Source organism: Ekhidna sp. (genome assembly GCF_040223195.1).
In the GTDB taxonomy this organism is placed as follows: domain Bacteria; phylum Bacteroidota; class Bacteroidia; order Cytophagales; family Cyclobacteriaceae; genus Ekhidna.
In genome coordinates this window covers 88,029-101,920 of the sequence record NZ_JAVKDX010000015.1, presented here as the reverse complement: position 1 = coordinate 101,920, position 13,892 = coordinate 88,029, and the positions used below count along the sequence as shown (strand labels likewise).

Below are 13,892 nucleotides of genomic sequence, written 5' to 3'. Positions count from 1 at the left end.
ATGACTCCCATTCGGTACACTGGGTCAGTTGGAGTCAGTCCTGACCAGCATTTTGGTTTAACATTCCCTGGGTTTGTCCCAGGACCTTCCATTTTGGAACGGAGCGCAAATTTAGGGAATTTGACTTATAAAACCATTCTTGAGATTAACTTTAAGCACTATCCTCAAAACCCTTCAGAAATGAAACAGAACTGGATCATCGTAATTTCAATAGTCATTTTCTCTTGTCAGCAGCCTGAGTCGAGAGTTATGGCCGATACAATAATTTATAATGGCTTCATTTATACTATGGATGAAGCTAACCCACAGGTCGAAGCTGTGGCGATAAAGGCGGATACAATACTTTTTTCGGGCACACTCAATAAGGTTGAGACTTTCAAAGGGGACTTAACACAGATGATTGATTTAGGAGGCAAAACTATGACTCCAGGTTTTATTGAGGGGCATGCTCACTTGATGGGTGTGGGTTATAATCTAATAAACGTCGATCTAATGGAAGCTCAATCTTACGAAGAAGTGATAAGCATGGTAAAAGAGCGAGCAAAATCAACTCCTAAAGGGCAATGGATTCTGGGAAGAGGATGGCATCAGGATAAATGGACAAATAAGCCTGAAAGGATGTTTCGAAACCTCCCCACTCATCATGATCTATCCGCTGCTGTTCCGGATCATCCGGTTTATTTGAGTCATGCCAGTGGGCATATGGCACTCGCCAACGCAAAAGCCATGGAGATGGCAGAAGTCAGCTCTGAAACCACCCAGCCGGAAGGGGGTGAAATTTTTATCGGTATAGACGGTCCTACAGGGATTTTTAATGAGACAGCTCAAGGTAACATAAGGAAGGTAATCCCTGCAACGACAAAGGAAAATGCTTCACAGGCGCTCAAACTTGCAATTGACGAGTGCTTAAAGTACGGAATCACCTCATTCCAAGACGCAGGCTCTGGGCGAGTGGTAGATCTTTTTAAAGAGTTTGGCGAGCAGGACAAACTCAAGATTAGACTGTATGTGATGTTAAGAGGTGATTTGAACCTGATGAATGAATATTTTCAAAAGGGACCAGACATAGGATTGTATGATGATCACTTAACCATCCGAGCCGTCAAGATGGCTTCTGATGGCGCTTTGGGAAGTAGGGGAGCTTGGTTACTTGAAGAGTATTCTGATGCAGCAGGTGAATTTGGTCATCAGGTGCAGTCCATGACACACATTGACTCATTAACTCAAAAAGCTTATGAGGCTGGATTTCAGGTGTGCGTGCATGCAATTGGAGATAGAGCAAATAAGGAAGTACTTGATCTCTATGAGCGAACTTTTGAGAAAAACCTTCAGGATGATCCTCGCTTTAGAATTGAGCATGCCCAGCATATGCGGGCGGAGGATATTCCTCGTTTCGCTGAACTAGGTGTCATTCCCACCATGCAGGCTATCCACATGTCATCTGACCGTCCTTGGGCGATAGATCGATTGGGCAAGCGTAGAATTGAGGAAGGTGCTTACATGTGGCAGTCACTACTTCAAAGTGGAGCTCGTGTTGTAAATGGTACAGACGCACCCGTAGAACCACTTGATCCGATTCCAAGTTTTTATGCATCTGTATCGAGAAAGACGTTGAAAGGGACTCCTGAGGAAGGGTATGAGCCCGACCAAAAAATGACACGAGAGCAGGCGCTGCGTTCATATACCCTGGATGCTGCATATGGGGCTTTTATGGAGGATATCGTCGGATCAATTGAAGTTGGTAAATATGCTGACTTTACTGTTTTTGATCAGGATATCATGACCATTGCTGAAGATGAAATTTTGAATACCACAGTGACCATGACAATCATAGGCGGAGAGGTTGTGTACCAAAAATGAGATAAGAATCGGAATGGTATGTCAATAATCCATTCATCAGTTACTTTCGTATGAAATTGATTGCATTTTGATCGTACAGCAAAACGTATCTTTAAAACCTTACAACACCTTCGGTCTGGACGAGAATGCCGGCTTTCTGGCTATCGTCGATTCCATAGACGATCTGGATGAGATTTTCCAAACCGGCAGATTTCGCGCCCAGAAAAAAATGATCCTGGGGGGAGGATCTAATGTGCTCTTCACTCGGGGATTTACCGGGGTGGTGGCTAAGAATGAGATTAGGGGCATCCAGATTCAGAATGAAACGGAGGAGGATGTGCTGGTATCTGTTGGCGGAGGGGAAAACTGGCATCAGTTTGTGCTTTGGTGTGTGGAACGAGGCTATGGGGGAGTGGAAAATCTTTCACTTATTCCAGGAACGGTGGGTGCTGCCCCCATGCAAAATATAGGAGCTTACGGAGTGGAGCTCAAAGAGGTCTTTCACTCACTGGAGGCCTATGAGATCAAAAGTGGGAAGACCGTCCCTTTTTATAAGGAGGACTGCAAGTTTGGCTATCGCTATTCCATTTTCAAAGGAGAACTCAGAGATGAGTATGTGATTACCAAAGTCTTTTTCAAGCTGTCAAAGAAACCTGTTTTCAATATTTCGTATGGTGCCATCAAGGAAACCCTGGAAGCAATGGGAGTTGGCGAGCTTACACTAAAATCGGTGAGCCAGGCGGTGATCAACATCCGTCAGTCTAAGCTACCCGACCCAATGGATATAGGAAATGCGGGAAGCTTCTTTAAAAACCCGATCATTGAAAAACTGCACTATGAGGCTTTGGAGGCACAGTTTCCGGACATCCAAAGCTACCCGATGGATGAGGATACGGTGAAGGTGCCCGCAGGCTGGCTCATAGAAAAAGCCGGATGGAGAGGCTACCGCGATGGTGACATAGGGGTACACGATAAGCAGGCGCTGGTACTGGTAAATCACGGACAGGGAAGAGGACGGGATATCTTCAAACTCTCCAACGAAATCATGAAATCCGTACAGGGAGCTTTTGGAATAGACCTGGAGCGTGAGGTGAATGTGGTGTAGAAACTTCAAGACAAATACTTACAATTGCATGTATTAAATTTGGGTGAGATATTTTAGGCTATGAGCAGTGGGACTTAGTACTGTTTAATTTTATTGTGGATTAGCTTTTAGGTTGGGTAATACTAACAGATCATAGGAGGAACCAAATAGAATACAAATCCCAAATAGTAAAACCTATAAATAAGTAAATTCCAAATCTCAGATACATTGCCGGGGGGGGTGGATGAGTACGGGTGCTAAATATGAGAAGTTTCAGTAACAGAGGTTCCATTTTGGTTTTGTAGCCAAAAGTCACAAAAAAGCTGATTTATTGCGTATGAATTACTGGCAGCTCATACAGGAGGCATACAGCGGCTATGCCCGATACTTGTGGCAGGAGATTACCCACCCGGGGTGGCACAGCTACTTCTACTGGCTCATTGGCGTGTCAGCTTTCTTTTTCATTCTGGAATGGGTGAAGCCGTGGCGTAAAAGCCAGGCCAGGTTTAGAAAAGACTTCTGGCTGGACTTTTTCTACATGTTTTTCAATTTCTTTCTTTTTTCCCTTATCGTCTTTAATGCGGCATCCAATGTAGTTGTGCATTTCTTTAATGACCTGCTGGCCCCCATTGGGATCACCAACTTGGTAGCTTTTGAGGTGATGAGCTGGCCTACCTGGGCTCACCTGTTACTGGGATTTTTCGTGCGGGATTTTGTGCAGTGGTGGACGCATCGCCTACTGCACCGTGTGTCGTTCCTATGGGAGTTTCACAAAGTGCATCACAGCGTGAAGGAAATGGGCTTTGCTGCCCACTTGCGATTTCACTGGATGGAGACGGTGGTGTACCGTACCATCGAATACTTACCGCTTGCCCTAATAGGGATCGGACTCAGGGATTTTTTCATCATCCACATTTTCACCCTTGCCGTTGGCCATTTCAATCATTCGAATTTCAGACTAAACCTCGGCCCGTTGAAGTATATCTTCAACAACCCTGAAATGCACATCTGGCACCATGCCAAAGCACTTCCCAAAGATCGCTTCTATGGTGTCAATTTCGGGTTGACGCTTAGTATTTGGGACTATCTATTCAAGACCGATTACATACCTGAGAGCGGAAAGGATATCGAATTAGGATTTCCGGGTGATGAGGAATTCCCGCAGGATTTCACCGGTCAAATCACCCATGGGTTTACTCGTGCTGCTGAAGCTTCATCCAACCGCCACCGTTGACCACCTCAAATCCGTTTGTTTTGAGCATACGCTTGGCCAGGCCACTACGCATGCCTGAAGCACAGCAGGTGATTATAGGTTTGTTTTTATCAAGTTGTCCCAAATGTTTTGGTAAACTATCGAGTGGAATATTCACAGAATTTCGCAAGTGACCGCCTTCAAATTCCGTCTTCGTCCGCACATCCACAATGGTAGCCCCCTGTTGCAAGTATTCCTTTATCTTTTTTTTATTGGAGAATAATCCTAGCATGGTTGAAAATCTTAATGGTATTAGATAAAGATAGTTAACCAGGGTGAAATATTATTTGTTCATTGTGTTAGGTGAATTATACTCAAGCAAATAATCTTTCAATAGCTCCCAACTTTCTGGGGTGTACTTTCGATCATCATTTCGGATGATCAATTCTGAAATGGATATTGCCCGATCTTTCAAGCAGAATTGAACCATTATCCTAAAAATTGGCTGGCTGATTTGATTTCGCACGAATACTTTTTGAATTGGGAATAATCCTGCTTTCACAGCTAGCTCGATAAATGTATTCATCTCCCGCTCCGGGTAAAGAAGGTAGAAACTACCTCCCGAATCCAGCAGATCAAGGACATGATGAAGCAGGTCGCTTGCTCGCAGACTCTCCGAGTGGATGGCTTGGTTTTTATTGGTGTCAGACCCTTTTTGGCTGCCTTGGAAAAAAGGAGGATTGCAGATAAGCAGATCAAATTTCCCTGACCTAAATTCTTGCAATGATGTGTGAATGCAGTCCAATCTCTCTGACCATGGTGATTGCGCAAAGTTTTGCCTAGCTTCAAGATAAGCTGCCTTGTTTATCTCAACTGAGGTAATCTTCGTGTCTTTTGTCACCTGAGCCAGCATGAGGGAGAGGATCCCGGTTCCTGCACCAATATCAAGTATTCGCCTGTGTTCAGCACTCTTTATTTCATTGGCAACCCAGCTGCCAAACAGGCAGGCATCAGTGGTTACTTTCATGCCGGATTGTGCCTGTTCAATGCGGAATTGCCTGAATTGGAAGTAGGTGTTGGGCATGGGGCGAAGATATAATCAAAGAATCTCTCTCACTCTCTTAAGGTCATTCTGAATTTATTTCAGAGTTTATTTCAAATCATATAGATGCTGAAATAAGTGCGGACGGCTAGTCTCAGCATGACTCAGTTTTGGTTAAAGACATCTTTAAATTCTACTCATACCTCAGCTTAGTGGCAGGATTTGCTTTGGTCACCCTGGAAGTCTGCCAGTAGATGGAGGTGATCCCCACCAAGAATAGGAAGGTAATGCTGACGAATATTTCCAAAACGCCTAAGCCGGTTCCATATCTGATTAAGAAGTATAAAAAGAGCTTATCATAGAAAACATAGGATACCGGGATGGCAATCAATGCAGAGATAAGAATGAGTTTGATAAAATCTTTGGTTAAAAGATAATATAAGCTCCCATCGGTAGCTCCCATGATTTTTCTGATGGCGATTTCCTTCGTTCGATTCTCAGTAGTGTAGGAAACCATGCCAAGTAGACCTAAGCAGGAGATGGTGATAGCCAGGGTGCTGAGCACACTGAAAAACTTAATCTGTACACGTAAAAAGTAGTAAGCATCTTCGATCTCATCATCCAAAAAAGTAGCTTCAAATTTCACATTCTGATCTATTCCTTGCCAGATAGCATCCAGTTCATTAATCGTTCGCTTGATATTGGTAGAGCTAACGGAGAGTAGTGCATATTGACTTTCCTCCAGTGAATGACGAAAGATCAAAGGATTGATTTGCTCGCTGAGCGGCTCAAAATTGAAATCCTTCAGGATTCCAACGATTCTACAGTTCGTTCCATTTTCCAGTGTAAATCTAAGAGTGTCTTTCTGAACATTAAACACCTTCTGGGATCGAATGAATTGTTCATTTACGAGAACCAGCTCTTCGTTTTGATTGGATCGCTCCATGGATTGGCTTTCTCCCCAACTGAGCTTCATTTTCATATTCTCGATAAAGTCATCTCCAATGAAAACTTCATTTACTTCAATAGTATCTTGTTGATTGGAGGTAGCTTTTATGGCCTGTCCCAAAAAAACACCGGGCAGGTTTGAAGAGGTGGTGATGGCCTTTACGTCAGGATGGCTGCCTAATTCATTGATGGCAATCTGCTTATCTATTCGCTCGAAAGGAACAGCCAAAATATTTTCTGATTCGAACCCATGATTTTGATTCAGCACATATGCATGCTGTCTCGCGATGGCCACTACACCAATGACGAATACAAGTGAAAGGAAAAACTGGAAGACGAATAGCCCTTTCTTAAATCCTGACACATTGCTTTTGCCATTTTTAATTTCTCCCTTCATGGTTTGGATAGGGTTGAGTCGGGCAAAATATTGTGCTGGGAAAATACCTGCAAATATTCCTACTGTGATTGCAAATAACAAGAAGGTAAGTATCTGTGATATGCTGGGATCAGTATCCAGTACCTCTGCAGCAATGATCATATCCAGAAATTCAGCTTTCATTGGGTAGAGAATCAGAAGGGAACCTATCAGAGCCAGTACGGATAGTATGATTGTCTCCACTATAAACTGTGCTTTGATCTGAAACTTCTCAGCACCTACAACTTTTCGGATGCCTATTTCCTTGGCGCGCTTCAATGCTCTGGCAATCGATAGGTTGGTGTAGTTAAAGACGGCAGGGAGTAACACCAGCAAACCAATAACCATGAAGAATATTAAGCTAGGCTGATCCCAGCCAATCCCTATGGCATTGCTAATATTCCAGCGGGGCACCACATTGTCAAGGCTTATATATTCTAGCTTTATCTCCTTCTCAGGATTAAATAAACCAGCCTTTTCTGAGCTCTGTCTCAGAGCCTCAGCCAGCTGGTCATCCGTATGGCCTTCTCCTAATAGCGCATAGACGTAATTATTTCGATAGGAGACCCAGTCATTTTTAAGTTTATCATCCTCAAGTTGTTGGTATGTGTTGAAGGATGCAAGTACCTGATAGTAGAAGTGCGTTTGCTTAGGATTCTCAATTACTCCTGTCACATTCATTACACCATAATTGGTTTCCAGCGTTTTACCAATAGGATCTTCATCGCGGAAAAGTGTTTCGGCAACTTTTTCAGTTATTACTATGCTAAATGGTTTGGAAAGAGCACTTCGCTGATCCCCCTTAATTAACCTGAAGCTGAAAACCTGAAGGAATGAATTGTCAGCAAAGTACCCATCAAAGTTCATCTGGTTTCCGTGGTGATTAATTTCCGGCTCAAACCCGGATTTCATTTTTACAACCTCCTCAATGAATGGGTATTTTTCTTTGATGTGATAGCCAAGTGCATGAAAAGTGGATGCGTAGGTTTTATCCTGCGCTTCATCACTTACATAGGTGTTTATCTGATAGATTCGATCTTTGTTTGCCTGCCAGCCGTCGGTTTCGTAGATAGCAACACTCATAGACAGCCCAAGTAGACAAATGCACATCCCGAGAGAAAGTCCGAGGATATTTAGTCCGGTAAATAGCCGATGCTTGGAGAAATTACGGATCGCGATTTTGAAGTAGTTTTTAAACATAGCAATTGAGTTTTTGTGATAAAATGGAGAATAGGCGGCCTTTGATTTCCGCTTCTTTAGTCCATAAGAAAAGAGGAGGGAGAGCACTTGCATCCAATAGTTGCAGTCAGCCCTCAGCTTGCCAGAATCTTCAAGGGTTAGTCCATAGACCTCATCCAGGTCTCCTTGAAGGTCTTCCAGATCTGCTCGTCCGGCATACCATTTTAGCAGCCTTTCTGCCAGTTTCGGTGGGCTTGAGGTGTGTTTCATTTGATAGAAAGATTAACTTTTGATCCAGCCCAAAGCTGATCTCTTAGTGCTTTCATATTACTGAGTTCTGCTTTTGCACTATCGGTGATTTCGAAATAGCGCTTGCGTCTGCCACCACGTTCGTTTGTTGGCTCACCAAGGTAGGAGGTGATGTATCCTTTCTCTTCCAGGCGGGTGAGGGTTGAGTGAAGTGCCCCGATGCTCAGCTTCCGATTTGCTCTTTCGGAAATGTCATTGAGGATGGCCACACCGTAGGCATCTTTTGCCAGGTTGGCGATGGTCAATAAAACCAGTTCCTCAAATTCTCCAATGTATCCTTTCATAGTTTGTTGTTTTAAAACATCCCCCAACCTTCGCTTTTTCCAGCACACGCCCCCTTCAAAGGGGGAATTATCCCCTTGAGGGGATTATAGGGGTCTATTACTTTCTACTTTTAAGAATTAATAATACGGCAAGGCTAATAGATATGTTTCTGTTTTTAAGAATAAATACTAAAAAAATCAAATTGTGATTACGATGTGCGGTCATGTACCCTCTTTGGAGTCGATGTGGAACAGGGGGTAGGGAGAGGACTAAACAAAAAAACGGCACATCTTAATCAAGATGAGATAGCTTTGCAACATGCAAACATTTGAACTGGAAGGATTCGATTTCATAGAGCTGAACAAGCTCCTGAAAATCATGCAATTGGTAGGCTCGGGAGGGGAGGCCAAGCAGTTCATTGATGAAGGTCTGGTGCAGGTAAACGGGCAGATTGAAACCCAGCGTAGAAAAAAACTACGGACGGGGGATGTGGTCCTTTTCGAAGGGCAGGAGGTAAAAATCCAGTAGGATTATTTATTGAACTCGCCAATGTGCCACAGAACCCCTGAAGGATCATAGATAAACCCTTCTTTTCCCCATTCAAACTCTGTGGGTTCCACCAGTTTTACACCCTCAAATTTCTTTTCCAGGTTCTTGGCTTTCAGCACTTCCCAATATTCTGATAGTTTCTTCACTTCCAGAAAAAGCATGGAATTTTCAATCCAGCTTTTCAGGTAATAATCCTGAAGGTAGAACCCAAATTTGCCGGATGAGAAGAAGGACATTTTAGGTGAGTTAACTATTTCTTCAAAGCCCCATTCTTTATAAAATTCTCTGGATTTGAGATAGTCCTTGGCTCCTATGAAGGGTCGGATAGACTTGAGGGCTGATTTCATTGCATTGGCGGTTTCTATGAAGTTAGGTATTTTCACCCACTTTTTCTCAATTGATAATGAATTTCCACGCCGAAGAAAAATGGATCGACTGGGTTGATCAGCTTTCATTGAATGATTTTGTGGTCATTGATGATTTCCTCTCCGAAGAGATATACCAGCACATCCGATCGTTTTTTTTGTCGAAGCTGGAGGAGGATAAATTTGACCGGGCTGGCATTGGATCTTCCCTGAACAATACACTCGACACCACTATTCGGGGGGACTTCACCTATTGGCTGGATAAATCCAGGGACAAGCAGCTAGCTGATACGTTTGGGATCATTGAAGAGACGAAGGATGTACTCAATCGCTTCTGTTTTCTCAGCTTATCGGGGTATGAGTTTCACCTGGCGTACTATCCTGCCGGCACCTTTTACAAGCGCCATGTGGATCAGTTTCGTGAGCGGAGCAATCGCATGATCTCGATGATCATTTACCTGAACGAAGGCTGGAAAAAAGGAGATGGAGGAGAGCTGAAAATCCTCAAAGAGGATGAAGAGATCATGGTAGATCCGATAGCCCGGAGGTGCGTGATGTTTAAGAGTGCTGATGTGCCGCATGAAGTGATGAAAACCCATGTAGGCCGCTACAGCCTTACCGGATGGCTACTCTATCAGCCAAGTGGGGTGGGGTATTTGTTGGGGTGAGGTTCAGCTTATAACTTTTGGAAAGTTTGGAACTTTCCAAAAGCTGAATAACGACTAGCTATGATGAGTTGGGATTAGAAAGCACTAACCTCTCGTTTTGCACATGCCACGCCTTGATTTAAATTTAAAACTTGTGGCGGACTTTCCAATCCCCACGAAAATATCCTGACCGATAAAACCCCATTCATTCATAGCATATGTTAGCCTTCGTTAACCCAAATTATAACTCCAACTTAGGAACTACCAAATGTTTTCTATTCACCTGAGTAGTATCCTACCAAGAGCTAAGTTCTAATGGTTATGTCCACGACTGCCAGAAGTATAATGATCGATTGATACTTTTCTACTAGCATCATTTGCCTTTTTGACAGCATCCAACATTTGATCCAGTCGGGTTCTATCCAATACTTTTCCATTCAAGAAAACCGTGTTTATTTTCCGTGTATTTGAAATATTATCCAGAGGATTTGTCTCCAGCAACACAAGATTTGCCTTAAATCCCTCTGCAATTTTTCCGGAATTGTGACCCATTCGATTGGCTGGAATTGAGGTGGCTGATTGCAATACTTGGGCGGGTGTCATTCCAGCATTATTCATTGAGATAAGCTCATCATGAAGCGAAAAACCAGGAACAGTAGGGGGCAAATTAGTATCAGTTCCTGCGAGAATCTTTATTCCTGTCTCGGCTAATTTAGTAAGGATTACCTGGCAAGCATCTCCGTATGTAGTCCAAAATATCTTTATCCACGCACGATCTTCATCACTTAAGCCATCATTTAATTTGTATCTGTTGACTTCCGGAAGCCAGCCAAGTCCCTGAGGAATCATTTTATCCCATTCGCTAATGCCTGGATTCTCATGTACCAATTCTACTTCTTCCAGAATTTTATCTAATTCGAATTTTTGGCGAACGAAGCTTTTGGTCAACCAAAGAGTAGTGGTAACACTAATGTCATTTTTGATCAAAAGAGGAGCAATCTCTTCCGTGCGCTTAGCAGCATACTCAATGAATTTATCAGCTCCTTCTTGATTTTCTAAATCTCCATATTCTCTTCTAAATGCATTCATCAACTCCTCCAGATGAGCAATGTCGGATTGATTGGAATTTAATACATCCATAATGGTCAAGCCAAAAGGTACATGACCTACTACATCTAATCCTTCTTCAATCGCTACTCTGTTGACAGCTTCAAAGGCTTCCTTATTTAGATAGCTGTAAATCTTCACAGCATCATATCCTTGCTGTGCATACTCCTTTACTTTTGATTTAGCTTCCTCAGTATCTCTTATGTTATTGAATCCTTGAGACCAACTCATAAAAAAACCCTCTAGTGCTCCGAAACTTCCCAATCTTGGCGAGGCAATGTACATGTCAGGGCCAATTCTTCCATTTCTAATTTCCTCTCTCCATTCCAAGTGAGCTTCTTCTCCGATCAACTCTCGAATTCCTGTTACTCCATTGGCAACATAAAGCAACAAGTCATTTTGACTTTTGAATAAATGGACATGAGAGTCAATCAGTCCTGGAATTAGGAATTTACCCGTTCCGTTGATTTTATGAATCTCTTTTGATTGCATTGTAAGCGTATCAATAAGGGTGATAATGCCGTTCTCGATGAGTAGATTTTGGTTTGGGATGAATGCATTTCCGTCCTGTGAAAGAATGTTGACATTGTAAATCCAAACATCATTGGATTTCACCTTAAATTGGTTATGATCAACTACCTCGGTAAGTCCACCATAAATCTGTGTCATGTTTCTGTTTGCAAGTATGACGAGTACCACCGTACCAATGATCATCACCATTAAGGTGTACTTGAGTATTTTTTTCCAGTTCATTTTTTTATTGTTTTGGATGAATAATGAACCAAAAGTGTATGGAGGATTTAGCATTAACAATCACTATGTGACCAATTACAAGAACAGGTACGAAAAGCAAAGAGAATGTGACCAGTTACTTTAGGCAGGGACGAATAACAAGGTGATCGTGTCCCTATTTGCTCCTAAACAAATCAACATAACTCCTGGAAACTGGGATGGATCGGTCACAATCTGATAGTTCTAATAGCAAGCCCTGGGCATTGCCGGATATATTAATGATGTCATTCACATTTACCAAAAATGAACGATGAGATTTAACTACCGGACTACCTGAAGTTGCTTCCTCTATATTTTTAATTGTAGCTCGCTCTGTTATTTTCTTGAATTGACCGTCATTATCCAAATGTCCGATGTATACATAATTTTGAAGGGATTCTATGTATTTTATTCTATTTAGCGGTATTTCGAAAAGGGTTCGGTCTTCATTGGTGTTACTTTCCTGTAGAAGCGCCTTTTGTTGATTAATACCCTTGGCAATGCTCTGATATTTCCTCTCTTGAATTAGAATTGAGATTCCACCAAGTACAGTGATAGGGATGATGCCAACCATAAAGGTACCATAGACCATTTGTGGCAACAACGACCAATCGATAAAACCGATGATCAAAATGCGAGCAAATAGAAAATTGGCGAGGCTTATGACAAGCATAGCGCCAAGGTTATAGAGAATCCATTTTCCGAAGGTCCACTGATCCAGCTCACCTTTGAGCTTAAATACTTTCCCAACAATTATGTCAAAAAAGAGTGCAGCTAAAAATGTCATTAAGCCAAAACCCGCACAAATAAGAAATGTATTTGATTCAAGCAGAGCAATACCGAAGGGACGAAAAATGTACAAGAAGAAAACAATGAACGCACTAATGATTAGATTGATTTTAAGCAATCCAAAACTGCTTTCTTGTTCAGGAAAGGTTTTTTTTAGTACAGCAATGATGGTATTGAAAAATCTCACTTCTTAAGACTTTGTTTTTTTGTGAATTAGCAAGATTACTACTTATTTCATTCTTTGTTTTCACTCAATAGTTTCTTGAGTATTTGCACAGCAAATTTTTTGATATTGCTATCTGGTGTTTCAGAAGTATTGGAGAGCACTACAATAGTCGATTTGATTTTGGGAATAATAATGAGCTGGGTGTTTGCTCCATATTGACCACCTTCATGCCCGAATATCATATGCTCTTGCCCTTTTGAACCATACAGAAACCAACCTAATCCGTAGGGATTACCTTGCTCTAGAGGAAATCCAATTTTCATCATTTCATTGTGAGAAAATTCTGTAATGAATTTATAGTCCAACACCGCATTCCCAAATTTCATTAAGTCTTCCACAGTAGAGTATAATCCTCCTGCTGGTGTTCTATTGCTCAGATTATTTGGTTCAGGTAGTATTACCTCACCTTTCTCCATATGATAAAGAACAGACTTATTCACATACTTTTCTCCGTACTTTTCGATCCCAGTATTTTTCATATCAGCGATATTAAAAATGTTTTCTTGCAAGTATGCTGCATAAGACTGTCCTGATACTTTCTCGATGATTAACCCTAAGACAACATATCCATAGGTGGTGTAGAGAAAATCAGAACCTGGGTCAAACTTCAGTTTTCTGTCCCTAAATAATTTCGTCACATCTTCTAATGTGGGGTATTCGACTGTGTTAATGGCTTCCTTCGAATTTTTGTACCCATCAATTCCTGAGGTGTGAGTTAATAATTGACGAATAGTTATAACAGATTTTCCCTTTTTTGGATAATCAGGTATGTACTTAATTATTTCATCGTCGAGATTCAACGCTCCTTTTTCCTTGAGTTGCATGATGCAGATGGCGGTAAATGGTTTGGTGATGGAGGCAATCCTAGTCAGTGTTCTATCCGTGAATTCCATTTTCAGGTTTGCATTAGCATACCCTTTGGAAGCCGTCCATTGAGTTTTTCCATCTACGGAATAGGCGGCACTTACACCTACGTTTTTATATTGAGTTACTAGGTTTTGAAAGGACGAATCAATGTTTACTAGTTGTTGTCCAAACAATCCAAAACAGATAAGTTGCAATGAAATGATGAGGTATTTTTTCATAGTAATGTATTCATTATTGATGGTGCTTTTAGGTTTCAAGGATTACCAGAGGTCATTTTTTACACTATCGTTGAGTAATTC

13 protein-coding genes are annotated in these 13,892 nt (G+C 41.9%); 5 read left to right on the top strand and 8 right to left on the bottom strand.

The genetic code is table 11. The features are described 5' to 3' along the window. Positions 1–180 precede the first annotated feature (180 nt). The 3 genes from RLN88_RS07760 (at position 181) to RLN88_RS07750 (ending at position 4,157) form a co-directional block, all read left to right on the top strand. Positions 181–1,860 carry an amidohydrolase gene (locus RLN88_RS07760; RefSeq protein WP_350220823.1) on the top strand — a complete coding sequence of 560 codons (1,680 nt, stop codon included), beginning with the start codon at positions 181–183 and terminating at the stop codon, positions 1,858–1,860. Between the two features lie 67 nt (positions 1,861–1,927). Next, positions 1,928–2,944, top strand: a complete 1,017-nt coding sequence (gene murB, locus RLN88_RS07755; protein WP_350220822.1) for a UDP-N-acetylmuramate dehydrogenase — start codon at positions 1,928–1,930, stop codon at positions 2,942–2,944. A gap of 316 nt (positions 2,945–3,260) precedes the next feature. Then, positions 3,261–4,157, top strand: a complete 897-nt coding sequence (locus RLN88_RS07750; protein ID WP_350220821.1) for a sterol desaturase family protein — start codon at positions 3,261–3,263, stop codon at positions 4,155–4,157. On the opposite strand, the gene RLN88_RS07745 is transcribed toward RLN88_RS07750, so the two are convergent. From RLN88_RS07745 to RLN88_RS07730, 4 genes are all read right to left on the bottom strand, one after another. Next, positions 4,117–4,407, bottom strand: coding sequence for a rhodanese-like domain-containing protein (locus RLN88_RS07745; RefSeq protein ID WP_350220820.1), 291 nt, complete (start codon positions 4,405–4,407; stop codon positions 4,117–4,119). The genes RLN88_RS07750 and RLN88_RS07745 overlap by 41 nt on opposite strands. Positions 4,408–4,458: 51 nt before the next feature. Then, positions 4,459–5,199, bottom strand: coding sequence for a tRNA1(Val) (adenine(37)-N6)-methyltransferase (locus tag RLN88_RS07740; protein ID WP_350220819.1), 741 nt, complete (start codon positions 5,197–5,199; stop codon positions 4,459–4,461). A 151-nt stretch (positions 5,200–5,350) separates the two neighbouring features. Continuing rightward, positions 5,351–7,969, bottom strand: a complete 2,619-nt coding sequence (locus RLN88_RS07735; protein ID WP_350220818.1) for an ABC transporter permease — start codon at positions 7,967–7,969, stop codon at positions 5,351–5,353. Continuing rightward, complete coding sequence (locus RLN88_RS07730) at positions 7,966–8,292, bottom strand: PadR family transcriptional regulator (protein ID WP_350220817.1); 327 nt, start codon at positions 8,290–8,292, stop codon at positions 7,966–7,968. Before RLN88_RS07730 ends, RLN88_RS07735 begins: the two co-directional genes overlap by 4 nt. A 298-nt stretch (positions 8,293–8,590) precedes the next feature. On the opposite strand from RLN88_RS07730, the gene RLN88_RS07725 reads away from it, so the two are divergent. After that, positions 8,591–8,800: an RNA-binding S4 domain-containing protein gene (locus RLN88_RS07725; protein ID WP_350220816.1), complete on the top strand. Its 210-nt coding sequence runs from the start codon at positions 8,591–8,593 to the stop codon at positions 8,798–8,800. Positions 8,801–8,802: 2 nt separating this feature from the next. Here RLN88_RS07725 and RLN88_RS07720 read toward each other — a convergent pair whose 3' ends face one another. Beyond that, entirely contained in the window at positions 8,803–9,168 is a 366-nt protein-coding gene (locus RLN88_RS07720; RefSeq protein ID WP_350220815.1) for a VOC family protein, read from the bottom strand. 56 nt (positions 9,169–9,224) lie between these two features. Between RLN88_RS07720 and RLN88_RS07715 the strand changes: the two genes are divergently transcribed. Beyond that, on the top strand, positions 9,225–9,854 hold the full coding sequence (locus tag RLN88_RS07715; RefSeq protein WP_350220814.1) for a 2OG-Fe(II) oxygenase: 630 nt from the start codon (positions 9,225–9,227) through the stop codon (positions 9,852–9,854). A gap of 291 nt (positions 9,855–10,145) precedes the next feature. Here the strand turns inward: RLN88_RS07715 and RLN88_RS07710 are convergent, their stop codons facing one another. The 3 genes from RLN88_RS07710 to RLN88_RS07700 all read right to left on the bottom strand — a co-directional run bounded on the left by RLN88_RS07710 (position 10,146) and on the right by RLN88_RS07700 (position 13,811). Then, on the bottom strand, positions 10,146–11,693 hold the full coding sequence (locus RLN88_RS07710) for an amidohydrolase family protein (RefSeq protein ID WP_350220813.1): 1,548 nt from the start codon (positions 11,691–11,693) through the stop codon (positions 10,146–10,148). Between the two features lie 154 nt (positions 11,694–11,847). After that, positions 11,848–12,687: a LytR/AlgR family response regulator transcription factor gene (locus RLN88_RS07705; RefSeq protein ID WP_350220812.1), complete on the bottom strand. Its 840-nt coding sequence runs from the start codon at positions 12,685–12,687 to the stop codon at positions 11,848–11,850. A gap of 47 nt (positions 12,688–12,734) precedes the next feature. Continuing rightward, on the bottom strand, positions 12,735–13,811 hold the full coding sequence (locus RLN88_RS07700) for a serine hydrolase domain-containing protein (protein WP_350220811.1): 1,077 nt from the start codon (positions 13,809–13,811) through the stop codon (positions 12,735–12,737). Between the last annotated feature and the right edge of the window lie 81 nt (positions 13,812–13,892).